Source organism: Adhaeretor mobilis (assembly GCF_007741515.1).
Taxonomy (GTDB): Bacteria; Planctomycetota; Planctomycetia; order Pirellulales; family Lacipirellulaceae; genus Adhaeretor; species Adhaeretor mobilis.
In genome coordinates this window covers 5,375,881-5,402,003 of record NZ_CP036263.1, presented here as the reverse complement: position 1 = coordinate 5,402,003, position 26,123 = coordinate 5,375,881, and the positions used below count along the sequence as shown (strand labels likewise).

21 protein-coding genes and 1 riboswitch are annotated in these 26,123 nt (G+C 56.0%); of the genes, 8 read left to right on the top strand and 13 right to left on the bottom strand.

Going from position 1 to position 26,123, the window contains the following annotated elements:
- Nucleotides 1–38 precede the first annotated feature (38 nt).
- A complete protein-coding gene (locus tag HG15A2_RS21230) occupies nt 39–1,283 on the bottom strand; it encodes an inositol-3-phosphate synthase (RefSeq protein ID WP_145063098.1) in 1,245 nt (414 codons plus the stop codon).
- 295 nt (nt 1,284–1,578) lie between these two features.
- Here HG15A2_RS21230 and HG15A2_RS21225 point away from each other — a divergent pair, with 295 nt between their 5' ends.
- The 4 genes from HG15A2_RS21225 (at nt 1,579) to HG15A2_RS21210 (ending at nt 8,450) form a co-directional block, all read left to right on the top strand.
- Nucleotides 1,579–2,781: an amino acid aminotransferase gene (locus HG15A2_RS21225; RefSeq protein WP_145063096.1), complete on the top strand. Its 1,203-nt coding sequence runs from the start codon at nt 1,579–1,581 to the stop codon at nt 2,779–2,781.
- Between the two features lie 179 nt (nt 2,782–2,960).
- Nucleotides 2,961–4,466: a glycogen synthase GlgA gene (glgA, locus tag HG15A2_RS21220; RefSeq protein ID WP_145063094.1), complete on the top strand. Its 1,506-nt coding sequence runs from the start codon at nt 2,961–2,963 to the stop codon at nt 4,464–4,466.
- Between the two features lie 453 nt (nt 4,467–4,919).
- On the top strand, nt 4,920–5,876 hold the full coding sequence (locus HG15A2_RS21215) for a galactose-1-phosphate uridylyltransferase (protein WP_145063092.1): 957 nt from the start codon (nt 4,920–4,922) through the stop codon (nt 5,874–5,876).
- A gap of 369 nt (nt 5,877–6,245) precedes the next feature.
- Complete coding sequence (locus tag HG15A2_RS21210) at nt 6,246–8,450, top strand: alpha-amylase/4-alpha-glucanotransferase domain-containing protein (protein ID WP_145063090.1); 2,205 nt, start codon at nt 6,246–6,248, stop codon at nt 8,448–8,450.
- Nucleotides 8,451–8,496: 46 nt separating this feature from the next.
- On the opposite strand, the gene bioD is transcribed toward HG15A2_RS21210, so the two are convergent.
- Complete coding sequence (bioD, locus tag HG15A2_RS21205; protein ID WP_145063088.1) at nt 8,497–9,195, bottom strand: dethiobiotin synthase; 699 nt, start codon at nt 9,193–9,195, stop codon at nt 8,497–8,499.
- 172 nt (nt 9,196–9,367) lie between these two features.
- On the bottom strand, nt 9,368–10,225 hold the full coding sequence (locus HG15A2_RS21200; protein WP_145063086.1) for a shikimate dehydrogenase family protein: 858 nt from the start codon (nt 10,223–10,225) through the stop codon (nt 9,368–9,370).
- 395 nt (nt 10,226–10,620) lie between these two features.
- Between HG15A2_RS21200 and HG15A2_RS21195 the strand changes: the two genes are divergently transcribed.
- Nucleotides 10,621–11,235: a hypothetical protein gene (locus HG15A2_RS21195; protein WP_145063084.1), complete on the top strand. Its 615-nt coding sequence runs from the start codon at nt 10,621–10,623 to the stop codon at nt 11,233–11,235.
- A gap of 489 nt (nt 11,236–11,724) precedes the next feature.
- Here HG15A2_RS21195 and HG15A2_RS21190 read toward each other — a convergent pair whose 3' ends face one another.
- From HG15A2_RS21190 to HG15A2_RS21145, 10 genes are all read right to left on the bottom strand, one after another.
- A complete protein-coding gene (locus HG15A2_RS21190) occupies nt 11,725–12,552 on the bottom strand; it encodes a class I SAM-dependent methyltransferase (protein ID WP_391483907.1) in 828 nt (275 codons plus the stop codon).
- A gap of 324 nt (nt 12,553–12,876) precedes the next feature.
- Entirely contained in the window at nt 12,877–13,815 is a 939-nt protein-coding gene (locus HG15A2_RS21185) for a hypothetical protein (RefSeq protein ID WP_145063082.1), read from the bottom strand.
- A 45-nt stretch (nt 13,816–13,860) separates the two neighbouring features.
- On the bottom strand, nt 13,861–14,730 hold the full coding sequence (locus tag HG15A2_RS21180) for a hypothetical protein (RefSeq protein WP_145063080.1): 870 nt from the start codon (nt 14,728–14,730) through the stop codon (nt 13,861–13,863).
- Nucleotides 14,727–15,587, bottom strand: coding sequence for a DUF1559 domain-containing protein (locus HG15A2_RS21175; protein ID WP_145064206.1), 861 nt, complete (start codon nt 15,585–15,587; stop codon nt 14,727–14,729). Before HG15A2_RS21175 ends, HG15A2_RS21180 begins: the two co-directional genes overlap by 4 nt.
- An 83-nt stretch (nt 15,588–15,670) precedes the next feature.
- A riboswitch (cobalamin riboswitch) is annotated at nt 15,671–15,879 on the bottom strand.
- 176 nt (nt 15,880–16,055) lie between these two features.
- Entirely contained in the window at nt 16,056–16,991 is a 936-nt protein-coding gene (locus HG15A2_RS21170; protein WP_145063078.1) for a DUF4394 domain-containing protein, read from the bottom strand.
- A 280-nt stretch (nt 16,992–17,271) separates the two neighbouring features.
- A complete protein-coding gene (locus HG15A2_RS21165; RefSeq protein ID WP_391483931.1) occupies nt 17,272–18,807 on the bottom strand; it encodes a sigma-70 family RNA polymerase sigma factor in 1,536 nt (511 codons plus the stop codon).
- A 1,366-nt stretch (nt 18,808–20,173) separates the two neighbouring features.
- On the bottom strand, nt 20,174–21,475 hold the full coding sequence (locus HG15A2_RS21160; protein ID WP_145063074.1) for a hypothetical protein: 1,302 nt from the start codon (nt 21,473–21,475) through the stop codon (nt 20,174–20,176).
- A gap of 279 nt (nt 21,476–21,754) precedes the next feature.
- Nucleotides 21,755–22,537, bottom strand: coding sequence for a class I SAM-dependent methyltransferase (locus tag HG15A2_RS21155; RefSeq protein ID WP_145063072.1), 783 nt, complete (start codon nt 22,535–22,537; stop codon nt 21,755–21,757).
- A 282-nt stretch (nt 22,538–22,819) separates the two neighbouring features.
- Nucleotides 22,820–23,101, bottom strand: coding sequence for a hypothetical protein (locus HG15A2_RS21150; RefSeq protein WP_145063070.1), 282 nt, complete (start codon nt 23,099–23,101; stop codon nt 22,820–22,822).
- Nucleotides 23,102–23,136: 35 nt separating this feature from the next.
- Nucleotides 23,137–24,375, bottom strand: coding sequence for an AI-2E family transporter (locus HG15A2_RS21145; RefSeq protein WP_145063068.1), 1,239 nt, complete (start codon nt 24,373–24,375; stop codon nt 23,137–23,139).
- Nucleotides 24,376–24,832: 457 nt separating this feature from the next.
- On the opposite strand from HG15A2_RS21145, the gene HG15A2_RS21140 reads away from it, so the two are divergent.
- The 3 genes from HG15A2_RS21140 to HG15A2_RS21130 are packed head-to-tail and all read left to right on the top strand — an operon-like array spanning nt 24,833 to nt 26,115.
- Complete coding sequence (locus tag HG15A2_RS21140; RefSeq protein WP_145063066.1) at nt 24,833–25,219, top strand: CsbD family protein; 387 nt, start codon at nt 24,833–24,835, stop codon at nt 25,217–25,219.
- A gap of 48 nt (nt 25,220–25,267) precedes the next feature.
- On the top strand, nt 25,268–25,609 hold the full coding sequence (locus HG15A2_RS21135; protein WP_145063064.1) for a hypothetical protein: 342 nt from the start codon (nt 25,268–25,270) through the stop codon (nt 25,607–25,609).
- A 53-nt stretch (nt 25,610–25,662) separates the two neighbouring features.
- A complete protein-coding gene (locus HG15A2_RS21130; protein ID WP_145063062.1) occupies nt 25,663–26,115 on the top strand; it encodes a hypothetical protein in 453 nt (150 codons plus the stop codon).
- Nucleotides 26,116–26,123: the final 8 nt, after the last annotated feature.

The following is a 26,123-nucleotide window of genomic DNA, read 5'->3' as shown; positions in this document are numbered from 1 at the left end:
ACAGTGCGGAGCAAACTCAGCGGCGGAATTGAGTGGTCTTATTCAGAGTATGAATTGACCCACGCCAATAGGCGTTCGTACTGTGCCGCAAACGCTTGATCGCCTTCGCCCAGTGGGCTTTTGAAGAAGCTGGCGAGGAAATCGAGCGTGCCGGTTTCTCCCCGTTCGCGAGCCAAAAGCGTGAAGCGTGCCAGGTCGAGTACCAGCGGGGCGGCCAGTAGTGAGTCGCAACCTTGCCACGTGAATTGCAGCGTCATCGGCGTATTGAGGAATCCGCGAAAGTGAATGTGGTCCCAGGCGGTTTTCCAGTCGCCCAGGCTTTCGATGTGCTCGATTGAGATGTGCGATTGTGGGGCGTAACCCAGGATATCTCCCAGCAGATTGCCTTTGCTGCTGAGCTTCGACTGCTTGTTGGCCGGGTCGTCGAGCACTTTGCCATCGAGATTGCCGAAGATATTGTGCCCAACCCAACTCATAACCTCTAGGTTTCTGGCAGCAAACATGGGGGCCAGCACGCTTTTCATGAGTGTCTCGCCCGTCTTGCCGTCGCGACCCGCGTGGCACGTGCCGCGTTGGTGCGCAAGATCGTCGAGTGCAGGCAGCGCGGAACCCAGCGACGGGGTGAAATTGACGTAAGGCATGCCTGCATCGAGGGCCGCAATGGCGTACAAGGAACTAGCAGGCAGGGGGCAGTCGGCAGTGGGCAGAGATATTTTGAGTTCGTCCCAAGTCGCGGGCCAAGCGTCGGTGTCCTCGGGGCTTACCTCGGTCGAAGCGAGGTTGATGACAACGACTTGTTCAAGTGCGTTGTCCTCCTTGAATGCCGCGAGGTCCGCTTGAACCGCGGCGACCACGTCACTTGCCGACTTCGCGTTGTTAATTCCCGAATCTGAAGACCGACCCGCTGCAGCAGGTTCGGCCAGTTGCTTGATTCGGGTGCCTACGTTCCAGAGCGTGCCGGGGCGAATGCGGGACTCGATCTTTGCCAGTTCCTCCCGACAAGATTCGACCAGTGCCGGCGAAAGTACCCGGCTTTGGGTGTGCAGGCGCTCCAGCTCATCGATGAGCGGCGCCTGGCGAATGTCGTGCCCACCGACGACTAGATTGTTCCACTCGACCAGCGGCAAATTGGCAAAGGGCGGCAAAGTACTCACTAGGCCTGTGCCATCGGCAAGGCCCTGCTGTTGGGCAATCAGCCCGGCAATGCTCGTGACCGCCACGCCGCCACGGGCGCCGATCAGCCAGATTCCAACGCGAGGACCATCAGTAGTAGGGCGGGACATATACTAGGCGGGAAGGGGAGGGCGGAAGTGGGAGTGGCAGGCTAACAGATCACGGACTAGGAACGGGCTGCAAGCCACCTTATGATAAACCGTTCGTGGATGAATGTAAGCCACCTAGTTAGTCACTCCGCTTGCCGACTTCTTAGGACTGCCGACTTGTTCGCCGTCCGCGACCCGCGGTCGATCCGTCGGTTAGAGCACGCTTGCTCGGCATCGGGACGATCCGGGCCAACGCGTATTATGATAATTGGTTGAGCAGAAAAACGACCCACCACAATGCTAAAAAAACAGAACGATGCTTGAACAAATAGAACCGGCCCCGGCCGATGCCATCCTGGGTTTGACCGCAGCATTTAACAGCGATCCTCGCTCCGAGAAGGTAAACCTGAGCGTGGGCGTCTACAAGGACGAGCACGGCAAGACTCCGATCCTCGACTGCGTGCGTACGGCAGCTACCGAGCTTGCAGCTGAAGCGGCCACGAAGTCCTACTTGCCGATCCCCGGACTGGTTGAGTATCGCGAGGCCGTTTGCGACTTGCTCTTCGGTAGCGGGCACGAAGTGATCGAGGGGAAACGTATCGCTAGCGCCCAAACGCCCGGTGGCACGGGGGCTCTGCGTGTGGCGGGGGAGTTTATCAAGGCGAATCTCCCGGGAGCGACTCTCTGGCACAGCGATCCCACTTGGCCGAACCACCCTAATGTGTTTAACGCTTGTGGGCTTCCGCTGAAGAAGTATCCGTACTTCGATTCGCAGAACGACCGACTCGATTACGAAGGGATGCTGGCCGCGCTTAAGAAAATTCCCGCCGGCGATGTGGTCCTATTGCACGGCTGTTGCCACAACCCCACGGGAGTGGACCCCACCGGCCAGCAGTGGACGGAGATCGCTTCGGTGTTACGAGAGCGGGGCGTGCTGCCGTTGCTGGACTTCGCGTACCAAGGCTTTGCCGACGGCATCGAAGAAGACGCGGCTGGCCTGAGGGCTTTTTCGACTGAGGGTGCAGAGCTGATGGTGTGCAGTTCGTTCTCTAAGAATTTTAGTCTCTATCGCGAACGAGTCGGCGCATTGGCGATTGTCGGGAAGACGGCAGAGAGCGCCAGTGCCCTGCAAACCCAATTAAACGCCGTGATCCGCCGGCTCTATTCCAATCCGCCTGCGCACGGTGCGGAGATCGTGAACAAGGTTTTGCGCAGCGCAACACTCCGTGAACAGTGGATCGCCGACGTGGCTGCAATGCGACGGCGCATTAACAACATGCGACAAGGATTTGTCGATGGCTTGGCGGAAGCCGGCGTGCCTGGAGATTTCTCGTTCATCACCCAACAACGCGGGATGTTCTCATTTTCCGGGCTGAGCAAGGAGCAGGTCGAATCGCTCCGCGACGAGCATGCCGTGTACATTGTGGGCTCTGGAAGAATCAACGTAGCCGGGCTCACGCCGACAAATTTGAAATATGTTGCCGAGGCTATTGGCGATGTCGTGGGGCAGGCTGTTTGAGAAGAGATACCACAATGTTTTGAACCACAGAGGACAAGGAGAAAATGAGTGAGTGTCGCAAGATTCAATCTGTCTGCTCAATATCCGCCTTTAAGTATTCTCTGAGAAACTCCGTGCTCTCCGTGTCCTCTGTGGTTCAAAATAGTCCCTGAGAACTCTAACCAACTTCAAGAGATTTCGTGAACGTACTCTTCATCACCAGCGAAGCAACTCCTTACAGCAAGACCGGCGGTTTGGGCGACGTGTGTGGCAGCTTGCCGCAGTCGTTGGCCTCGCAGGGAGTGCGCGCTACGCTGGTGCTCCCAGCGTTTCGTTCAATTTACGCCGCTGGGCTGGAGATCGAGCCCACAGACGTGCATTTCGAGATCCCTGTAGGGCAAAAGATGGTGCCCGGGCATTACCTGCGCGGACGGTTGCCCCAAAGTTCGGAAGACAGCCCTGACGTCACGGTTTATTTTGTGCAGAACGAGCACTACTTCGACCGGCCCGAACTCTACAACGAAGCGGGCGAGGACTACGACGACAATAGCGAGCGATTCACCTTCTTCTGCCGGGCCGCTCTGGAAGCGATTCCACGGTTGGGGCTCGATATCGATGTGGTTCACGCGCACGACTGGACGGCTGGCCTAGCGCCGGCATATTTGAAGACCGTTTACGCGGATCATCCCCAGTTGGGCCAGTTACCTTCGGTCATGACGATTCATAACCTTGCCTATCAGGGGAACTTCTGGCACTGGGACATGGCGCTCACGGGCATTGACTGGAAGCACTTCAACCATCACGAGATGGAATACTACGGCCAGTTGAGTTTCCTGAAGACGGGCATCGCGTTCGCGGATGCGGTAACGACAGTGAGTCCCACCTATGCCGAGGAAATCCTCGACCCGCCACTGAGTTGCGGCTTTGATGGCATATTGCAAAGTCGGCGGGAAGACCTGTCGGGCATCATCAACGGCGTGGACTACTCTGCCTGGAGCCCGGTCAACGACAAATTCCTTGGGGAGAACACCTACAATGCCGACACGTGGCAACAGGGCAAGCCCCAATGCAAGGCAGAGCTGCAGCGCCGCATGGACTTGCCCGAGCGTGCCGATGTGCCCTTGCTGGCAGCCGTGGGACGGCTAGCCGATCAAAAGGGCTTCGATCTGATTGCCCGTGTGATGCGAGACTGGGCAAAGCAGCAGATCGAGGCCCAATGGGTGGTCCTCGGCACAGGCGACCCGAAGTTCCACACGCTCTTGGGTGAACTGGCCCAGCAATTTCCGGAGCACATTGCCGTGCGATTGGAGTTCTCCAACGAGCTGGCTCATGTGATTGAAGCAGGTGCCGACATGTTCCTCATGCCCAGTCAGTACGAACCGTGCGGGCTCAATCAACTGTATAGTTTGCAGTACGGTACGGTGCCCGTCGTGCGAGAAACGGGCGGCTTGAACGATACCGTTGTGAACGCTCACAAAGAAACGATCGAAAACGGCACGGCCACCGGCTTTACTTTTTATGATTACACCGCCTATGCATTGAGTGAAACCTTGCACCGCGCATGTGGCTTGTACAATAGCCAGGACACTTGGGCGAAGATTGTGAATGCCGGCATGCGACAAGACTGGTCGTGGAATCGCAGTGCCGCGGAGTACCGCGAGCTTTACGAGCGCGTGATGGCGCGGAAGCTTGCAGCGGTTTCGTGAGAATGAGAGAAGATCAGTACGGATGATGAACAGGAGGAAGCGGAGAGAACAGAGTAAGACTTGAAGCTTAACCATTAATCCAGGGAAGGTGATTTTCCTTGGGCCGAAGGTCGTCGTCACCGGTTTACCCTGCATGAAAAAGTATCGCTTTCAGTTCCAGGTCAGCAACGTACTCATTGCAACTTTCTGGATAGCCGTGATGTTTTCTTGCTGTGCGGCCATACGAAGATTGCATCAAGCACGAGTTGGTTCGCCCTATGGGAACCCGCTGACGGTGGTGATGATGGTTGCTCCTTTCCCTGCTATTGCTGCACTGTTTGGGTGCGCTTGGGGGGGGCGTTGTTGGTGCGGCTGCGATTGGGGTTTTCTTCTTCCTGTTCTATCTCTACTAAAAACAAACCTCATTCCCACGCAGGAGCGGCGGGAACAAGGAGACGGGACGAGTAGAACACTATGAATGAACTTCGCATCGATCCGCTGACGGGCTTGCAGGTGCTGATGGCAGCTGATCGAGAGCGGCGGCCGCAGGATTTTCAGCCGGAGCTAGCTGCCACCGCCCAAGCGAGCGCGGGTACCTGCCCGTTTTGTGTCGGCAACGAGACGGAGACTCCAACCCCGCTGGGAGAAATTTGCGACTTGCACGGTAACTGGCTGGTTCGCGTGGTGCCCAATAAGTATCCCGCTTTGACTGGCGAGCTAGGTGCGCAGGAAGTGTTTGTTGAGTCTCCTGAACACCTCGTCGATGCAACACTGATTGATGCCGAGCAGTGGAGTTTGATTCTGCGGCTGCAGCTAGAACGCTTCCGGGCACGACTGTCAGAAGAGAACATCGAGTCGGTCGCCCTCTTCAAAAACTCTGGACCGACCGCTGGGGCAACGCTAGCACACGTGCATAGCCAGCTTATGGCTTTTAGCTTCGTACCGCTGGGGTTTGCACGTGAGGCCGCAGGTGCCCGCGGCTTACGGAAGCAGCACGGGAACTGCTATTTCTGCGAAACAATCGCCGCAGAAGCAGCCTCCCAAGATCGCTTCGTTGGCGCCACAGAAAATTTTATCATTATCTGTCCGTACGCTGCCCGGCGGCCGTATGAGGTTTGGTTGTTGCCCCGCACGCACTCAGCCCGATTCGAGCAGCTGCCGGCAGTGCAGATCGACGAGTTAGCCGGCGCGTTGCTAGGCATGCAGAAAGCTGTCAGGAAAGTGCTCCCCACGGCTGACTATAACCTGATGCTGCACACCAGCCCGACAACTGCACCGACGGACGACCCCGACGAGCAAGCCTACCATTGGCACTGGCGGCTACTTCCGAGAACAGCGAGATTCGCGGGCGTGGAACTCGGTAGCGGGGTGCTGGTCAATACGGTCCTGCCGGAGGTGGCCGCGGAGCAACTTCGCGATGCATTTGAATGATTTCTGGTGCCCTCGATCGGCATGAATAGCCCGCGAGCTACGCCTCGCGCGGTAAACTTTTCTCCACTTCTCCGCGCGAGGCGTAGCTCGCGGGCTAGCAATCGGTATCGTCACGTTCTACGAGGCTCGGCGGCACTCTAGGAGTCTCGTAAGTTGGGTAGTCTTCGTCGGCCGCGCTGTTCTTGCCGATCTTGAGGCGAGATTTCCTTGCTAACTGGGCCGGATTTGTCGATTTGGGAACGGGACGACTGGCGATAATCGGTGAAAAACGCAATGCTATGAGGGTCGTTGCCGTGGTTGTGACCACCCCAACAGCTCACACCGGCAGAGATTCCCTAACGAGACGCCTTTCCGCACCAGATATTCATGATGAATCAACCCCTTCGACTCGTACTTGTCCTGCATAACCATCAGCCCGTCGGCAACTTCGACGGCGTGTTCGAGCAGGCCTATCGAGATAGTTACCTACCATTTCTCGATGTCTTCGAGCGTTACGAGGGCCTGCGAATTGCTCTGCACACCAGCGGTTCGCTCATGGAGTGGCTCGATGAGCACCACGGAGAATACGTCGATCGGTTGTCAGGGCTGGTTGCTACCGGTCGCATTGAAATCGTGGGCGGCCCGCTCATGGAGCCGATTTTGCCGATGATCCCTCCGCGTGATCGTGTGGGCCAAATCGTGGCTTATCGCCAGTGGCTAGAGAATCGTCTTGGCGCGAACGTACGCGGCATGTGGATGCCGGAACGCGTGTGGGAACAGTCGCTCACAACCGATATCGTCAAGGGGGGTATGGAGTATACCGTGCTAGACGATTTCCACTTCAAAAATGCGGGCCTCGCGGACGAGCAGCTTGATGGCTACTACGTCACTGAAGACGATTGTCACTTGCTACGGGTGTTCCCAGGCAGTGAAAAACTTCGCTACTTGCTGCCGTTTCAAGAGCCACAAGAAACGATCGATTACCTCCGTAGCGTTGCCGAGCGCCGCCCCGGGGCAATCATGGTATTTGGCGACGATGGCGAAAAGTTTGGCACGTGGCCCGGCACCAAACAGCATGTTTACGAGAATGGCTGGTTGGGACGCTTCTTTGAAGCACTGCAGGAGAACAGCGACTGGCTGAAAGTCACGACCCCGGCTGAGGCACTCGAAAGCGTGCCGCCGTTGGGCAAGGTTTATATTCCCGAGGGAAGCTATCGAGAAATGACCGAGTGGTCGCTGCCAGCGGCACAGATTAACCAGTACGAAGATGCGCAGCACGACTTGCAAGATGCCGGCAAGTGGGATGCCATTCAACCATTCGTGCGCGGCGGCTACTGGCGGAACTTCAAGGTGAAGTACCCCGAGACCAACGCCATGTATGCCCGCATGCAAATGGTGAGCCGCCGCTTGCATCAAGTGGCTGCAAATCAAGGTGAGGGCGACAATGCGGAAGGACAACTCATCGAACAGGCCCGCCTGGAACTGTACCGTGGGCAATGTAATTGCAGCTACTGGCACGGTGCGTTCGGTGGCACGTATTTGCCACATTTGCGCAATGCTGTGTTTGAGAAGCTCATAGCCGCAGACAATCTACTGGACGAGGCGGAAGGTCGCGGCTGGCGAAGTGGAGATGACTCGTGGGTCGAAGTCACTACCGAGGACTACAACCTCGATGGTCGCCCTGAAGTGCGCCTCGCCAACAGCCGCCTGATGGCGTTAGTTGCCCCCGCCGATGGAGGCCAAATTTATGAGCTGGACGTGAATAGCATCTGCCACAACCTAGGGGCCACGCTCACTCGCCGGCCCGAAGCTTACCATCGCAAAGTCTTGCAGGGCGCGAACCAAGGCGATGACGGCGCGGCCAGTATTCACGATCGTATCGTGTTCAAGCAGGAAGGCCTCGAAGAACGGCTCGGCTATGATTCGTTTCGCCGCAACTCGCTAGTCGATCACTTCTATGCGGACGATGTAAACTTCGACGACGTCGTTTCTGGCACTGCTGAGGAAATGGGCAACTTTGTCCATGGTACGTACGAATCGAAACTTCGTCGCGGCGAAGGGCGGGTTCAATTGCAGATGACTCGTGAAGGAAGCGTGGCTGGTCGGCAGGTGAAGCTTACCAAAGGCATTACGCTTAACGCAAAGGGCTCGACGCTGGAGATCGCCTACCTCCTTGAGAATGTGCCCAGCGACATTGGCTTGCATTTGGCCCCCGAGTTCAACTTTGCCGGCTTGCCTTCGGGTGCGGACGATCGGTACTTTACCGACACTGACGGCAATCAACTGGGACAGCTGGGTACGCAGTTGAATCTCCAAGGGACTTCGGGCTTAGCGCTGACGGATCACTGGCTGGGCATTCGCATCGGGCTGACCTTTGAACGCCCCACAAATGTGTGGACTTACCCCGTGGAAACGGTGAGCCAATCGGAAGGCGGCTTCGAGCTGGTGCACCAATCGGTAGCCGTTGTACCGCACTGGGTAGTGATCCCCGACGCAGATGGCCGCTGGAGCGCGACCTTGCGAGTGGAGGTTGACACCACCGAAGCGGAAGCTCGCCTGGGGGAGCCCGCGGCTGAAGTGACGGCGGCCACGTAGTACTTGTGTCTTGAAGAGCGACAACCAGCAGTGCCCAGCACTGCGGCTATTGGTTTCGTACGAGTAGCGAGCCCCAGTCGATCGGCTCCGCGAACCGCTCCTCGCCAAACCCTACGCTCGCCAGCAGGGTAACATTGCCTACGGATCGAAGTTGCCCAGCTAGTTCTATGGCGTTGGTTGCCAGGCTTGCATCATTTTCATTGGGTGTAACTTGGTTCAGCACCACGCCCGCTATCGGGCACTCTGCCGCTTGCGTCTTTGCCGTGATGATCGTCTGCAGCGTCGCGTTGATCACGCCCAGTCGATTGGCCGCAACGATGATAATCGGCCCGCCCAACTCGCGGGCCAAATCTATATTGAAGTCTTCTTCCGACAACGGCGACATGAGTCCGCCTGCGCCTTCGACAAGCGTAACCTCATAGTTCTCACGCCAATAATCGAGACCCGTGCGTAACAGCCGAGCATCGACCGACTTCCCTTCCAATGCCGCGGAGGTTGGCGGAGAAACGGGGGCAGTGAACCTCTGTGGGCAGACTTGCTCGAGGGTGCTCGGACGTCCGGCTGCTTCCCAGAGGGCCACCGCATCGTCGGCTATGAGCTCACCATCTTTTTTCCGACAGCCGCTCGCGACTGGCTTGTAGATCCCGACTCTCGTGCCACGCTCAACCAGCGAGCGAGCGAGCATAGCCGCCACGTGCGTCTTGCCAACCTCAGTGTTGGTACCGGTGATGAAGAGTGTTTTCATTAGTAACCTCGTTCCAACGCTCCCGCGTGGGAACGCACGATTGTGACGCTCCTGCGTCACTACTAGCTTGAAAGTCTTGCCACTCAATCTCTCGTGCAAATCGGTAAGAGCCTCATTGCCGCAGGAGCGGCTGGAGCTTCCATTCCCACGCGGGAGCGTGGGAATGAGGTTGTCACAACGCCAAGAACTCCTCAACGGCATCTCGCATCGCATCGCGATCCGCAGCTTGGCCCGTCCAAATTTCAAAAGCAGCGGCAGCCTGTTCCACGAGAAGCGTAAGCCCGTCGATGGTGGGGCAACCATGCTCCGCAGCTTGGCGCAAGAGCCAGGTGTCTATCGGGTTGAACACCACGTCGGCGACCGTCACGCTTGGCGAAAGGCTGTCGGTCACGATCGGCAACGGTTTCTCAGGTGCCATGCGGCCAATCTTGGTGGCGTTGACCAATAGTGAACAATTCTCGGGAATCTCCAACGGCTCGCCCGCTGGCCACGGTGCCACAAAGCAATTCGCCAGCGGCGTTTGTTCGACCAGCTCGTTCACGAACTCCTGGAGTGGTTCCACATCTTGATAGACGAGCGTAAGTTCTTCGACGCCGGCGAGTGCCATCTCCGCAGCGATGGATCGCGCCCAACGTCCGCCACCCAAGATCACCACCGACGAGCCGTCCAGATAAGTCGTCTGCTCAGCCAGCTTCTTGAGTGACGATCCCTCCGTATTGTGACCCACCAGCCCCGTTTCGGTGAGCTGCAAGCAATTCACTGAGCCGCTCGCGCGAGCTTGGTCTGTCAAATCGTCGACCAATTCCAGGGCCGATTCTCGATGCGGCGGAGCGAGCATCACCCCGCGAAATCCGAACACGCGTGCGCCGTCCAATGCGCGGACGAAGTCGTCTTCAATAACCTCGAACGTGAGAAATCGCCAATCAAGGTCTGCCTGGGCGAAGGCCGCCTCCAGCATATAATGCCGCGGGTTTCCCGCCACGGGCTGCCCCATGAGACAACAAACATCCTGCTGAGCTTGGCTGATCATATTGTGAGTGGGCAGTTGGCAGGGGACAGTGGGCAGTTTTGTTAGCCGGGAGGAGCCCTTTGGTACTCGGCGTCAACCTTCGATTGAAGCTCCCTGGCGAGCAAGCCCGTCGGCTAACGGGCTGTTATTCTCGCTGGAGAAAGCTCCCATTTCAACGCCCTGGGTCATAGAACTGTTCTGTGGTGTAAACTTGAGGATATGCACTTAGATTTACCAGCCCACTCCAATCGCCCGATCTGATGTTGCGAAAATCCCTGACAGTCTTGTTCTGGTTTGTAAACCTGAGTGCGTGCCTGTACTGCATAGACTTTGCAAATCGGAATGGAGATGGCGGAGTCGGGGGGAAAGGCTGGTTCAATTACAATTTAGGCTCCTTACTCCTACTCTCGCTCGTCGTGCCTGTGCAACTCCTCATGGCGACCACATGGGCTTGTGTGGGAAGAGGGGATTCCTCGGTACGCTACGCATGGCTGACGTTCTATTTGTTGATGGCAGTTGCAGCGGTCTACTTCTTCACGTATCCACCAGCAAAGCTGGTCGACGACTACCTCCTATTTTACGCAGCGTTGGTGGTAACCGTATGTGCTGGCTTCTATATAACGAAGAAAATCGGGTGGGTTGCAAATATCGGCTTGTTGAAGACGCGCGAATTTCAGGTCTCGGTTATGGAAATGATAGCCTGGATGACTGGCGTGAGCATCGCCGCAGCTTGTTCGCGCATTGAGATAGACGCTCGTGAACTTCAATTACCGGAGTGGCGAACGTTCGTCGCCACTTTAGCGGCTTTGCCAGTTCTCACGATTGCCTTGCTTCAAGCGAAGATCAATGCCAACTTTCGCCACATGCTCCTTCCAACCATACCACTTCTACTTGGAATCGTGACCGTAGCAATGAACGAGGAGTTGAACAGCGACAACTATGCTTACCTTGCTGGGGCTTACTTTGTAATGCAGGCGTACTTAGTGCTGGGTTATACCGTACAACGACTAAACTCACTTTCGATTTGCTAGTTGGAACTACATCGCACGGACTCTCGAAAGAATATTGTGCGTTGATGGTTTATGGTCGGTACTAGGAATTCGCACAATTCGAGTCATTCTTTGATAGGAATGAGCAAGCGTTCGGCACTGTTCTAAAAAATGGTTGCGGGATAGCGGCTCGCCGGAGAGTTGCGGTGCGTCTAAGCGAGTATTTATGGGATACACCGAAGGTGTTACGCATCGTAGCCTAGGGTTGGTCAACAGAGAGCCTAAGCGACCTTTGACCTACCCTGGGTGTTCGTTGATGTCAGAAAGCGATCGAGCAAATCGCGTTGCCTGCGAAGTCGCATTGCCGAGGTCGCAATCGAAGCGGACCGACCTTGTTTTCGACCTCGGGCGTGTACGTCCGGCGGGCAATGTTCATTGCTCGGTCGATAGAGACACACGACGCTTTGGGTAACTCCTTCGGTGTATTTCAAAATGGCCGCATCGATCTCGCGGCTAGTTGAGCAACTCGAGCTATTTCGATAGCTCGATCCTTGTACGCTGCATTTCAAAGCCGCGGCGCCGCGCCTTCACCCTAAAATACGGCGCGATGAACTGTCCTCGGTGCCCGAAGGTGCCGACAGCTGCTTCTGCATCCGCGTGGACTGGTTCGATGAGGTCCTCGATCACAAACCCCGCGCGGCACATTCCCCCCAAGAGTTGTTCCCAGCGGTGCAAGTACTCCACGGTGCCCGGCTCGCGCAGCCTGCTAGGCCCTGTGGGGGAGGGGAGCGGCTGGTTCTTACCCTGGTAGTCGCGATAGTACGGCACAAGAAGGTCGTAGGCATTTCCCTCAGCCTTCAAGCCGGCTTGCAAACTCACCGGCGACTTGTGCTGGCTCACGTAGATTCCGCCGGGGCGTAGCACGCGGGCAACCGCGGCCAGCACCGGTGCTACATCCGGTACATAACATGTGCTCACAGGTTGAATCACACAGTCGAATTCTCCGGGCGCAAACATGTCGAGTCGCTCCATCGAGGTTTCAACTGCGCGAACTTCCAAGCCGCGCTCGCTTGCCACAGCACGATCAAGAGTGAGCATCTCACCACTCAAGTCCACGACTGTGACTCGTGCGCCAGCAGCAGCGTACAGCGCACTTTGCCTTCCACCTCCAGCTGCCAAGCAAAGTACCGCCTTACCTTGAATATCGCCCCCCAACCAGCCGAGCGGATCGACGGTTTGCAGCGGGTTGCGAAAGTCCTCATCCTTGGCCGGTTGAGCGAGCTTCGCTTGCCGACGGGCCAGTTCATCCCAAGCGGCCGCGTTTTTCTTGATATTTGGGTCCACAATGTTTCGAACCACAGAGGGCACGGAGGTTCACAGAGAACTCGTGAGGGGGATTATCTCGCAAAGGCGCTAAGGCGCAAAGTGGAATTACGTTGCATTGTCTACCCAGTAATCACCTTGCGCCCAAACGCCTTTGCAAGAGACAAATACTAAATCCTCCGTGTCCCTCTGTGATCTCTGTGGTTAAGAAAAACCGCGTCATCCACCAGTGCGCGCATAAAAAAACCCGCGAGATGATTCTGGATTAGTCCAGGTGCCTATCAATGGGCGAACCATCTCGCGAGCGGAATAAACTGGCAGGCACCCCCCTCTGAAGTGCCCGCCAGGCTATGATAATGCCTATAGTCTACGGCGCTGTTCGCGTACGCAAAGCATTGCGCACGAACTTGCGGCAAACAGCACGAAGGTGGTGGGCTCGGGAACGTGAGCACCTAGCAAATCACGATTAATGCTCACTGCCATCAGCTCAAATAGGTTGGCCGTGCCGAATGGGCTGGGGTCCTGAGGGTCGCTCAGCCGGACGTAGCCGACACGAGCCAATGGCTCTCCTAGGACACTCAAGCCGCCCAGCTCTAGCCACTGTCCTCCTGCGGATCCGTCTAGCAAATCTTCAATTTCGGCAATCGTTAATCCGGCGAAAGCGTCGTTGGCCGCAGGGCTAATATACGGCTTACCAAAATCAGCGGGAGTGAGAACGTCCAACAGTGGCAGCAAGTTCTCAACGGCCGGGTCAGGACCCGTGAGGCCGCTTGCGTCCGCGTAGAAGTTGGTTGGCGTCTCAACTACGACTCTTGCTCCGCCATTCAGTGCGACCCACTCGCCAGGCAAGCCGGTTTCGCTCACTTCGACAACGACCTCATCGTTGCCGAAAAAACTGACCGGATCACCAGCTGTATTGACCCCCGAGTCGATGAGTGCCGTATTGCCGAACAAAGCAAGTTCCGGCCCTGCACCGACATTCACGTAATTTTCCAAGCGAAGCGTGATCTCTCCCCCAGGGCCGATCTGCACAAGCTCATTGCCCGAAAAATGCGACGCGAATGGATTGAGAGGTTCTGCCGGGCTCTCAAAACCAGGAAAAGTCGAGCCAGGCACGCGAGCTGAAGGCTTGCCTAGAGCGACTAGAGGATTGGTCAAAGTTGCACCCGTTCCAGGAACGTACTCAACAATCTGAGTGGCGAAGATACTGGCATAGCTCCCCTGACAAAACAAAACAGTGATGGTGTAAGTGGCACAAGCGGCAAGTCGTTTCAGGAGCAGTAGTAGTTTCAGTTTCAAGGTTACTCTCGCTATACAAAGGTGAAAAAACAGTGGTGGGTATCGCTAGTGCGACGTTCGTTTTGGCGTGCGATGTCGGGTTGACACCGTCACGACGAGCATCGTCAGGGCCAAAATTCCGCTGGACGGCTCGGGCACTGCGAGCACCCTGTTTTTGGCTTGACCATAATGCGCCTGCCAAGCGGTGAGCGAAGTGCTATCGGCAAGGCCCGTTTGCCAAATTGAAAAATCTAAGCCGTCAACCAAGTGATCGCCGTTGAAGTCGCCACTACTTAACTGAGGTAGGGCAGCGCTCACGAGATTCTCAGGGAACGCACCAGTCGATTCGGTGTCGGTTGTGAAAGCAAGTCCCACGTAACTTCCATCGACGAGTGGAAGTGCACCGATACTAGTTTGGGATGAAGACCAAGTCCCTGCTGGATCGTCAGCCTGGGTGCCCAGGTGCCAGTAACCCAGAAACCAGCCTTCCGCGTACAGGTCCTGCTCGTCGAGGGAAGTTTCTGCGTCGCTCACACTGGGGCTGTGGAAAATACCTAGCTCATCGAATGTGGCGCCGCCGGTGATGGCGAATTGTTGGTCGTTGTTAGCGTCGTAACCGATGCCGATAATCGCTTCCCCTTCGGGAGGGATAGCGACGAGTTTTGCAAACAGTTGAGAGTCAGCAGCAACGACCTCTTGAAACAAGTCGGAGCCAGTAGCGGTGCCATCCCAGCGGTAGCCCCAGACAAGAGCTTCGTCCGTGGGAGTCTGACCGTTAAAGTCGATGGCCAGTGCTGTACGGTTCGTGCCGCTGCCGATCCAGAACTGGATGTCCGCGAACGAGGCGACCGGTTGGGTTGCCGCTGCGCTCGGAGAAACCGCAAGCGTCAAAATCAGAGTCGTGGTCACCGCGAGCATTATAACTCGGAGATTCATGGCAACTCCCCGCCCGCCTTTGTGAGCAAACTGTTTAGCGCGTTTTGCTCGGTCGAGTTCGCAAGAAACTCAACATGCCCATCGCAAAATGCGACGAGTGCTCCGCCGGGATGTGGGCTACCGATGTCGTGGCCGAGGCCCGATTCCATGTTAATCGGCGTGGAACCCTCATGGGCGAACAGGTTGCGACCGTTGGTCCACTCGGCCGAAGTGACACGGCGCTTGCTACGCTCAGCGAGGACGACCGTTTGCGACAACCCGTCGGTGATTTCCACAGCGCTGACAGGGACCTCGAACAGCAGTACGCCCAAGTAAGGATCTGCGAGAGTCTGCAAATGGCCGAAATCAGCATCGCGTCCTGGACCTTCAACGCCATAGATCCCCCCGTAGTCAGTGAACGCTTGCCCTCGCCACAGCCCGTTGGGGTTGTGCAGAACGTCGGAGGTGGTGCTGGGACAAAGAAACATTGGCAGGAGCGTTGCGCCCAGCTCGCGATTGGGTGAACGATAGGAAGGCACTGCGTGCTCGTACGCATCAGCAAGGGCCACCTGTTCGAGTTGGCCAAGTAGTTGAGCACTCCAGGAATTCATCTGTTTGCCGTTAGGTTGGCCATCGATCTTCCGGCAACCAAGGCACCCTGCTGGAAAAACTTCATGGGAGGACTCGTAACTAGCAAGCCCCAGTGCGAGCTGCTTGAGATGATTCTGGCACTGCGTTCGCCGCGATGACTCACGCGCAGCCTGCACCGCCGGCAGCAACAAGCCAACGAGTACGCCAATAATGGCGATCGTGACTAACAGTTCTACGAGCGTAAAGCCGCGTAGGAGTTGCCTGCGCACAGGAATCAAAAGGACCATACCAACCGCTTGCGACGTTCCACTAGCGTGGGGCCGTAAACGTATCCAGCATCAGTCACGAGTCGCTCGTCCCTCGCAAGCACGTCTCGCTACAAGCATTGGTAGGTCTTCTGACTCCTGAGCGGTGGCGACTGCTGCCTTCTCACCCCAACGGGGGTAATGGCTTTCAAGAATGCAGTCGCTCTTAACTCAGTCACAGCGGCGGGGCCGTCCCGGATTCGCACCGGAGTTCCCTGTTGTTCGGTCGAGAACAGCTTCTCACGACCGAGGCACCAACACGGGGTTGTTTCACTGAGAAGCAAGTTACCACGGTTAGCGTGTTTGTAAAGGCCTGCGTTATTGGCCGCGGTGCGACACGAGAGAAGCTGCAAAATTTACTCTTCTGTCTGCTGTTGTACGAAAAAAACCCCGCAACGCCTAAGGCATTGCGGGGTCGTGAGGTTCTATCTAATTGGTGACGATCTTGAGTTACTTGCGACGACGAACGAGTCCCAGGCCGAGGAGGCCACCGCCGAGCAGCAACATGCTGGTAGGCTCAGGGACGTCATTATCATTTGGATCTACCCCTCCCGCCGGTAAAACAGTCAAACTGCGGATCAAGTCGCCACTGCCAAATTTGCCGAGTAGGCTGGCACTACCGGTTCCCAGATCAATCGTGTAAAGCTGCGAGTTGGGCGAATTCTGAAGTGCAGCGTAAGCGATGCCAGTAGCACCGGAGATATCGAATCCCAGCTCATTGGTGAGACCGGCTACTCCAAGTGGGCCAACGGTGTCGAGCGTCCCTGCATTGTTGGCGACGGTAGCAAGAATACCGAGCGAAGCGTCAATGCCATACTGCTGCGTGCCGGTGGGAATAAAAAGGCTGTTCGTGTAAGCAATGCCGGCGATGTTCGGGTTCTCACCCTCATTTGTATCCCCGGTGTTATAAAAAACGTCAGTTTTTTCGACGGGTGCCAAGTATTGACCCGTATTGCCGCTGATCACACGGTTGTCATCGGTGTCGCTGATGATGCGAGCAAATTCGCCGTCCATGAACGCCGGATTAAAATCGAATGCATAGCTGCTACCTTGCAGATTGGGCGGAGAAAAATTGCCCACGAAGGTGGCGTCGAAAGCAGTAGCGTCGCCAGATTGGGCAACCGTGTAGACGTTATTGCTGGCACCCAGGACATAAATCCGCCCAGTTGCTGCTCGGTAATCGATGGCGAGGAGCGTTTCGTTGGGCATCAGATTGTTGATATTACCACCATCGATAGAGACTTCAGGATCGTCACTGTCGATGATAGAGACCATGTTTTGGGTCGTGAGTCCGTAGATGATTTCAGCAGAAGCTGAACGGAGGCCTGTGGTGGCGACGGTGCAGCAAAGCACAGTCATAACGCCCCATCGGTAGAAACTCTTCATTAGAACCCTCAAGCTTTCAGTAGAACTTACTCAGTGGTGTGGAGAACGAGGCCGATAAGTCAGGCCTGCGAACGATAGGTACCTGCTGGCCCAACGGCACAGTTACAGATAGATACGGCCGAGGACTCGCAGCAGATTGCAAGAAGTGGTGAGAATTCTCACATTACAGCTAATCCAGCCCCTGATGTTATCCTAATAGAACGAGAACAGCCGCAGTCACCCAAATGGATGACTGCGGCTGTTGAAAGTAATCGCCGATAGTCCGTTGTGCGGATGTCCGCTAATCCAGGAAGCCCGAAAGCTCTTGGCTGCGGCTCGGTTGTTGTAGTTTGCGAACCGCTTTGGCTTCGATTTGGCGAATACGCTCGCGGGTCACTTTGAAGATGTGTCCCACTTCTTCGAGCGTGTAGCTGTAACCGTCGCCCAGGCCGTAGCGAAGCTTGATGATCTCGCGTTCGCGGTAGCTCAGGGTTTTCAGGACTGAGGTGATCCGAGTGCGTAGCATCTCTTGGCCGGCACCCACGTGCGGGCTTTCGGCACCCGAGTCGGGCAGCAGATCGCCAAAGTGGCTATCTTCGCTGTTACCCACGGGGCGGTCGAGGCTGATCGGGTAGCGGCTCATGGCGAGCACGCGACGCGCTTCTTCTACCGAACACTCGGCACTCTTGGCGGTCTCTTCGATCGTTGGCTCGCGTCCCAGTTTTTGTAACAGCATGCGAGATACGTTGCGTACGCGGCTCATGGTTTCCACCATGTGAACCGGGATGCGAATCGTACGACTTTGGTCCGCTACGGCACGGGTGATCGCTTGGCGAATCCACCATGTGGCGTACGTGCAGAACTTGAAGCCGCGACGATACTCAAACTTATCGACGGCACGCATGAGGCCTGCGTTGCCTTCCTGGATAAGATCCAAGAAGCTGAGGCCACGATTGCGATACTTCTTGGCGATCGAAACCACCAGACGCAAGTTCCCCTCGCTCAGCCCACGTTTCGCACGCTGATACTTGGAGTAGATACGCCGCAGCGTATCGACGCGATTCTTCAAACTGGTGGGCGTCTCTTGAGTCGCCCGCAGAATGTTGCGAATCTCGACCAGCACGGGCTTGCGCTCCGACGCGGGTCGGCGGTTCTTCTTCATCTTAGCGAGTTGCGCCTGCAGCTCGATCACGCGGCTGTTGAACTCCTCAAGCGTGGCGATCATGGGCTCAATGCGCTGAGTACGCAAGCCGAGCTCTTCCACGAGCATTACCGCACGACGCCGGCGTTGGCCGAGGCGTTTCCAGGCATCGCGACGCTTGCTTATCTTTTCCGACTTGCTCGTCGCGATCTGGTAATCGTGCTCATTGCGCTCCAGGAGTGTTTCGAGCGTGGCCAGATTATGCGGCAAACGCCCCAGAATCTGCTCCTTCTCCAAGCGATCGGTCACGGAAACTTGCACCGTGCGATCGAAGGGGAGTTCCCCCCGATGCACGCGAAGCAGCACCTTGTAGGCGGCGCGGATTACGTAATCGCAAGCGAGCAGTCGACGGCGGAACGAAGTGCGCGTGTTTTCGATGCGACGGGCGAGGTTGATTTCCTCTTGGCGCGTCAGCAGCGGAATCTCGCCCATTTGGGTAAGATACATGCGCACCGGATCGTCCGACCACGACTCGGTCTCTATGGTTTCCTCCTCGGCTTCCTCCGCTTTATCTTTAGCGGCGACTGTTATGGAAACGCCGTCGGAATCATCGTCATCGACCTTCTTGCTTTTGCCGCTTAAGTCGGCATCGACCTCAGCAGTTGCTGAGTCGTTTTCAAGATCTTGGTCCAACATTACATCGTACAAGGGGCACTCTCCATGGGGAGGTATCTAGTTTTTTGGGATTCCATCTGAGGTGCCCCGACTCATAAAAAGTGAGTCCGCTGTGGTGGCGGGGGCACATTCCAAGTGGTATTGCTAGCTCAGCGTTGGTTACGAACTCTTAGGTCTCGATACGATTGCGCTTCGGTCGCGCAACTTCAGTGCATCCAACTTGACTGGATCGCAGCTTAACAGTTGCGGACACGTAGAGAGCGTATCGTTAGGAAGAAGAACATGCAGGGGGGCGAAGCGGGCTCGGACCGTGAAGTGAAGGGAGGTCTCGTGCCACCGGCGCTGCCAGCGTTGCACAATCTTGCTTTGAAAATGGGCTTGCTCAGTAAACAGTTTCAAATCTAATAGATTCAAATAGCATCGTCTTTCGACGATTCTCATGACGACTCTCAGGGATGGGGCGCGACAAATTGCGATTGCTCCGGATAGCGCATTGAATCTCAATGCAGGCTGGTCCCGTCGAACAAGCTGAGCCATGAAGGTGGCGATCATCGCTGAGGTACTCGTCAAAAGGTAAGTAATTCTAACACGACTTGATCGCAAGTCGCGTGTTATCAAACATTTAGTAAAAAATTACAACTGCGCCGAAACTCAGGACTGACGAAGCTTTACTAGGCATAGTTGTTCTTGTTCAACGTCGTGCTTGCTCAGCAAAGTAAATCGGAAGTTGCCCTTGGACCCCATCTCAAAGATGGTCGGGACTTCAGTCACCTAGGATGAAAGGATACTTACCGTTGAGAATCGACGCACACATACACTGCTTAGGTTTCATATTGAAGGTTTCTTAGTCCAACAATCTTCGTCCAACAAAGCGTAGCGACAACGTGAGCGAACACGCTGACCGCTGCCTCGTTAGATCCACTGCCCCGGACCTAGTCAGCACTATCAGGTAAGATTTGCCGTTGAGTGGCGAGGGTTGCTCCGGCGGAGGTGTTCGTGAGCCAGGAAGTCTTGGCAGTGGTAAGACCGCATATTACGCGGGGTACTGACTGCACAGAGTACATCTTGGCAAGGTACGAGGACCAAGCGGGGCAAGAACCGATTTAATGGGTGCGTCTGATGGTAAGTGACTGAGAAAGGGGAATGATTCACAGCTGGAAACGCGCAATCGTTCCCAGCTGTTAGATTGTATTCACAGGGCCGGCCGAGTCCAGCAATTTTCCCAGCATTTTCGGCGAAATTGCTGGCAATCTGCTTGACTTCCGCCCCCTACTCATTTTGCGGGGCGGTAAAACTGCCGAGTCATAGTGACGGAAACCGCCTTGCAGTAGGTACTTACGCTCTTACAAGTAGCAACGGCGGCTAGCAGCCGGGGCCGCTCTCACGACTAACGCAGCAATTCTTCCTGAGCTGGCTCGCTCACGTCTGTCCACCCGGGACTTAAGATTCCAGCAGATGCTAGCCGGCGCACGTCCAGAGTCTCCTTGTCGATGACCACAAGAATGCGTTTCGTGAGGCTCGAACCTTGGGCAATGTAGGCAGACTCCGTTTCGGCCAATTGCCAGCGTCCCCAGCGATCAAGGCCTGGATGCTCTCCGAAAATCCAAACCAGCCGCGGGTCTTCCTTGCCCACCTTGTGGAGCTGAGAACAAGCTAGACACTTCAGCTCGGGGGCTGCTCGATTGACCAGCGATGCCTTGCTCACCCGTTGTTGGCAAGTGGCACACGTCACGAACTCACCACGCAGCGAGGCACGGCCGGTGACAGGACACACCTCGGTGAACTCCGGTAGCACCCTTTGCCCGGTGACAGCACACTCGATGAGGTCTTCGGCCAGCACCCGACGGCCCGAGTGTTCGCACGTAGCGATCTGGTCGGCTGCATCGATTCGTCCGTCATCGGTGGCAGCGAGATGAAAAGTGCTTGTGCCGGAAAAACGTGTTACATAAGGTTGGGGAGCGAGCAGCCGAGCCCAACTGCTGAAATGATGCGTCGCGCTTGAGTCGCCGATGGTGAATTCCAACTGTCCATCGGCATGACGAATCCAGACAACGGCTGCCGCCAGCGGATCAACCACCGTGGCCTCTGGGTCGCGTGAGCTCGACGCCTTGGCGGCAATCCTCAGGCCAGCTCCCCGCAGAGTCTGAAAGGCCATCTCGTCGATGCGGGGTGGCAAATCGGTAACGGGTGAAGTCTCGTCGAGACCCAGTTCTCTTGCGAGCTCATCCTCCACGGTTGAACCATCCGGCGCGACGAACACGTGACAAACGGTTTTCGCATCTACCGGAAAAGTAAGCCGCAAGAACGGGTGGTCGGTGAGTTGGCACCCACCTAAGTGGATTTGTCCACCGTCGACTGTGTAGGCGTCGAACAACGGCGCGACCAAATCATTGACCGAAAGCGGCTGCTTGCCAGGCCTCGCGTGCAGTGGTTTCTCTTTGGCAGCAATTTTCACTGTGAGCCATTCGGTGAAGCGCTCGTCCGCCGTGCGAGTCACAGTCACCGTCCGTTGCCCGCCGAAGGAAGACTGATCCGCCTCAGGTAGCTCAATTGTTAGTTGTTCACCCACACGACGCGCGTCGATTTTCACACAGGCGAGCGCCCACGCGATGAAGTCCAGCCTATCTTCCTGGAAAGAGGATTGCGGAACAATTTGCTGCTGCGACGAAGTATTAGCCGAGTTGCTCAAGGTAGGAAACTACTAGGGTGGCACTAGAGGACAGGTAGAGTGACTTGGGTCAAGCTCCGAGACCGACCCCTCCGCATTCTATTATTGCTTATAGCTATTATCGCTGGAATGAATGGCGTTGCGAAGGCCTTTCTGGTTTGTCGTTTCGATCCGTTTGGCGATCTTCTGTTTGGAGTTCCGCCTTAGGTAGCCTGTTGCTGCAGGGGCATGGAGCGATGAAAACCACAGAAATGCGCCAGCTACTACAAGACAGCACGAACAATAGAGGCCAATATCTATCTAGCCGCACTTCCTTAATACGAACACCACATCCTCAGTATCAGGCCCAATCTCCACCGGCCGGCCAATATCGTAGCTAAAGTCGTAGACCGCGGCGATCTCCAACTCTGGAACGCTAGCGAGCAACTTCTGCATTTGCGGGGCGGTATAAATACGAAACGAAATCTCATCGACAATACGAAACTGCTTGGTCGGCGTGTACACGTCGAAGCTCATGCCCACGCGCTCTTGTCGAGCCTTCAAGTCGCACTCCTCGACCCACAATCGTGAACAAACGGCCAAGTTCCCACGGCGTGCCGACCAGCTTTCCTCTTGCATAGGCTCGATGGTGGTGGGTGTGAGATGTAGCCCCAGAACGTAGAGCCCGCCGGGACGCAAGCAGTTGGCGATGCACTGTAAATGATCACGTGCCTGTTGCTCGGTACTCAGATGACGAAAGCTATTGATCGTGTTGAATGCCGCATCGACCGGCTTGGCCAGCGTGAAGTCCGACATGTCGCCGACAAAAGTCATCGCGTCGTAGCCGAGCTTATCAAGCCGCGCGTTGCAGTAAGCAATCGCCTTGGCATTAAGATCCAGCCCACCGACTTCGTACTCCGCCTCGGCCAGCTTCACGAGCAATCGTCCTGTTCCACAAGCTGGCTCGAACAGGCGCTCCACGACCAATTCTGTGTGCTTTTCGAAGCAGTCTTCGAGAAAATCAAATTCTGCCTCCCAATCGCTGCCATACACGAGGTCGTAATACTTGGGGAAGTCGTAGAGATTGCCTTGGATGGTTTCCATGTGAGCGATGGGAAGGTGGGAATTGACGGGATAACAAGATGAACAGGATCGACCGGATCAGTCCGAGAGTCAAGCCGCACTAGAAAGCCTGAGCCGAGAGTTCGACAAGTTTATTTCCGGGATGCGTTAGCACTCGGGTAAATCGGTAACGAGTTATTGCCCAAGTGCTGGTGCATTACGGCTGGGGGATGAACGCCGCATTCACATCGGAGCATCCTCGGCTCGGTTTTTTTCGAGCATTTCTGCCGCCCGCTCCCCATTGAGGCTTGTCTCCTCGCTCAGTTAGCCTTGCAGGGTTTTCATGAACTGTTTGTCTCGCAACATGATTTGCACCATGATTTCGTGACTGACCATCATGGCCAGCCGTTCGCCGCCCAGCAGGTCGTTCTTCACCTTGGTCATGAGTTTGGCATTGCCGATGATTTCTTTCATGGTTACTTCGCCTGTTTTCTTTGCAGCGAAGATTTCATCGCTACCTGCTTGTTGGGCAAGAGTGTACGGCTCGATTGCTAGGCAACAAGAAGCGAGAATTAGGCAAGTGCTCTTGAGCAGCAAAATCGGCACTCCGAAAGTTTGGGTTGTCGTAACTGGTGCCGCATTCACCGCGCCAGAAACATGCCCAGTGGCTTGAGTGTCGGCGAGTGGTCGAAGCTGATCTTCAGCACCACCAGAAGCGGCACGGCCAGTAACACTCCGCCGATGCCCCACAGCCAACCCCAGAAGAACACGGACAGGATGAGTATTACTGGGTTGAGGCTGATCGACTTGCCCAACACAACCGGGGTAATGAAATTTGCTTCGATGGCGTTCGCGGACAAGTAAATCAGCGGTGCCAGCATAGCGCCGCCAATCGAGGGCATGGAAATCAACCCGACAAGAAAAACGATGACAGCACCTACGATTGCGCCAGCAAACGGTATGTAGTTCAACAGGGCGGCTAGCGTTCCCCATAGTGCCGGCTCAGGAATGCCAATGGCGTAAAGGCCCAAGCCAATGGATAGCCCCAACAGGGCATTAATGATGGTGATGGACAGCAAGTAACTCGATATCTGATACTGCACGTCACGCGACATTGCCACCACACGGCGCTTGTCGCGCCAGTTGGGCATCAACTCGACGATCTTCTCCAGGAATCGGTCACCTCCGGCCAGCAAGAAAAAGACCAGCACCAGCACAATCATGGTACCGCCGAGGAAACCGCCCGTGATGTTCAAAGCACTGCCCAACTTGTCTTCTTTGCTCTCGACCTGTACCGGTCTATCTTCGCCGGGGAGTTCTGTAGCTTCTTCGATCTGCTTGCTGACCTCTGCGATCTGCTCAATCGGAGCTTGCAAGGTCTCAAACTTTTCCATCGCGGCAGGCAATCTAAGTTGGGCTTCGGTGACCCAGCGTGCAGCTGGATCCCACAGTAACCATACCCCCCCGGCGACGACCGCCAAGCTCAGCGACATGACGCAGGCGGCTGACAGAGCAGTCGGCACACGCCATTTCTGTAATCGCAAGATAATGGGCTTGAGCACCAGGTTCACGATAAAAGCTAGCACAATCGGGAACAGCAGTGCCCGCGTGAAATAGAGCGTGTAGAAAGCCGCCAATACGGTTAGCGTTACCAAGGCCGCATCTTTGAGATCCCAGGCTTGGATCTCAACCCCCAAATCACAAACCTCGTCGCTAGTGGGGTCGCTGAAGGCTGGGTTTCTTGCGCCGCAGATGCCCCCGCTAGAATAATCCGTAGACAGGCTCAACGACTCTTCCGGTGGAGTTGTGCGAAGCTCGCTACCAACTTCGCTGCGGACGGGAACTTCCACGCTGGGGCCATCGGTAGGCGGAGTACTCATGAGGGAAAATTCTGGTTAGGCAAGTGCGGCAATTCAGTCGCAGCGAACATGGCCTGGAGCCCAATCGTCCAGGGTGGTCACAGGGAAACCACCACAGGCTACACGACTCGAGGCACTGGATTGTATTCTAACCCTCGGGCGATGAAGAGATTACAACATTCCCCCGTTAGAGCCCATTAAGCAAGGCAAATTGCATTCCGTAGTCTGCCAGCACACTACCGGTGCCTATGGTACGGGGTTTGCTCAAGCTATGCTGATAGTTAAGTGCCTCATTAGATAGATAATGCTATACTAGAGGGCAATCTACCCGAAGTTAGGCTGAGAGATTTCTTTACATCTGAGTTCGGCGTTCGGCTTGTTATCTCTCGGCATAAGCACTGGGGCAAATCCGGTTTCGCCACCTTCGGCAGCATTCACTTTGGATGTTGCAGTTAGCGTCTACACAAAGGAAGACAGGATGATCACGCAACAGCAGCTCACAGGAAACTGGAACCAACTTAAGGGCCTCATTCAGGAAAAGTGGGGGCAACTCACCGACGACGAACTGCAAGAAGTTTCTGGCGAATTTGAGCAAATCGTCGGACTCATACAACAGAAAACTGGCGAAGCGCGACAGCAGGTTGAAGCCACGCTGGAGAAGCTCAGCGAAAAGTCCTCTGGCATGGTGCAACATGCCGCTGATACCGCCAAAGAATATTTCGGTCAAGCAAGCGATTCGATGCGCGACGCCGCCGGACAAGTGCGACAAACCGTCGAGAAACGTCCTGCCGAGTCTGTGGCGGTCGCATTCGGCACAGGCTTGTTGGCGGGTGTGGTTGTCGGATTGGTCTTGCGATCTCGCTAGAAATATTTCACTCCCTAAGACTTACCAATTAAAGCTAGGAGGCTCAAGATGCCTGCCAATACCGAACCGTTTACCAACGTCGATCGCTCGGAGACTTTTGACCCTGGCGAAGGTGAATACATTAGCCATGATCCGGCTCAGCGTGCGCAGCAGTATCTGCAGCGCGGCGTAAGCCAAGTGCGAGAGATGGCCAAGGACAATCTCGGCAAGACAATTTTTACCGCCTTAGGCGCTGGCTTTGCACTTGGCTTCATACTTACTCAATCTTCCCGCAGATCTTCTTCGAGCAGTTGGACCGATCGCATCGCTGCCGAAGGGCTGGGTCGAAAGATTCTCGGTCAGCTTGATGGCGTTCTTCCGGACGCTGTAAGCAATCGTCTGAGGAAGTAAGCAGCCGGACAGCTAAAGTAACAGGGAAAGCCCGCGGAGATTGAAGGTACCCGATGGATAAGAAAACCAATGCCGATGAACTACGTGAGAGGATGAGCACGTTGCGGCGTGAACTGCATGCCGACTTCGAACAAGTCGGCCAGCAGGTGCGCGACCGCACCGATTGGCGTTACTACGTACGGCGGTACCCCTGGCTGGTGGCCGGGGCTGCGACCGTAGTTGGGTATGCGTTAGTTCCGCGGCCAATCCGCAAAATCGTGCCCGATGCTGCCACGCTCGCACGGCTGGCAAAGCAAGAGAAGCTAGTCGTGGCGCCAAAGAGTAAGGCCAGCCGTACGTCGGGGTTAAGCGCTCAGCTCTTAACCCTGGCTGCTACGGGCCTCTCGCGGGCAGCGATGGGATACTTGACTGCCAAGGCGGGCGAAATGACGGGGAAAGTAGCCGAAGCAAGAGAAAAGGCCGAGGATGGTGGTGCAGATACTCCTGCTTACCCGCGACCCAAGTAGCGATCACG

Excerpts from the sequence above, each read along its gene's own strand:
- HG15A2_RS21230 (WP_145063098.1), bottom strand. The coding sequence starts at position 1,283 with ATGTCCCGCCCTACTACTGATGGTCCTCGCGTTGGAATCTGGCTGATC.
- HG15A2_RS21225 (WP_145063096.1), top strand. The coding sequence starts at position 1,579 with ATGCTTGAACAAATAGAACCGGCCCCGGCCGATGCCATCCTGGGTTTG.
- HG15A2_RS21215 (WP_145063092.1), top strand. The coding sequence starts at position 4,920 with ATGAATGAACTTCGCATCGATCCGCTGACGGGCTTGCAGGTGCTGATG.
- HG15A2_RS21210 (WP_145063090.1), top strand. The coding sequence starts at position 6,246 with ATGAATCAACCCCTTCGACTCGTACTTGTCCTGCATAACCATCAGCCC.
- bioD (WP_145063088.1), bottom strand. The coding sequence starts at position 9,195 with ATGAAAACACTCTTCATCACCGGTACCAACACTGAGGTTGGCAAGACG.
- HG15A2_RS21200 (WP_145063086.1), bottom strand. The coding sequence starts at position 10,225 with ATGATCAGCCAAGCTCAGCAGGATGTTTGTTGTCTCATGGGGCAGCCC.
- HG15A2_RS21180 (WP_145063080.1), bottom strand. The coding sequence starts at position 14,730 with ATGAATCTCCGAGTTATAATGCTCGCGGTGACCACGACTCTGATTTTG.
- HG15A2_RS21175 (WP_145064206.1), bottom strand. The coding sequence starts at position 15,587 with ATGGTCCTTTTGATTCCTGTGCGCAGGCAACTCCTACGCGGCTTTACG.
- HG15A2_RS21170 (WP_145063078.1), bottom strand. The coding sequence starts at position 16,991 with ATGAAGAGTTTCTACCGATGGGGCGTTATGACTGTGCTTTGCTGCACC.
- HG15A2_RS21165 (WP_391483931.1), bottom strand. The coding sequence starts at position 18,807 with ATGTTGGACCAAGATCTTGAAAACGACTCAGCAACTGCTGAGGTCGAT.
- HG15A2_RS21155 (WP_145063072.1), bottom strand. The coding sequence starts at position 22,537 with ATGGAAACCATCCAAGGCAATCTCTACGACTTCCCCAAGTATTACGAC.
- HG15A2_RS21145 (WP_145063068.1), bottom strand. The coding sequence starts at position 24,375 with ATGAGTACTCCGCCTACCGATGGCCCCAGCGTGGAAGTTCCCGTCCGC.
- HG15A2_RS21140 (WP_145063066.1), top strand. The coding sequence starts at position 24,833 with ATGATCACGCAACAGCAGCTCACAGGAAACTGGAACCAACTTAAGGGC.
- HG15A2_RS21135 (WP_145063064.1), top strand. The coding sequence starts at position 25,268 with ATGCCTGCCAATACCGAACCGTTTACCAACGTCGATCGCTCGGAGACT.
- HG15A2_RS21130 (WP_145063062.1), top strand. The coding sequence starts at position 25,663 with ATGGATAAGAAAACCAATGCCGATGAACTACGTGAGAGGATGAGCACG.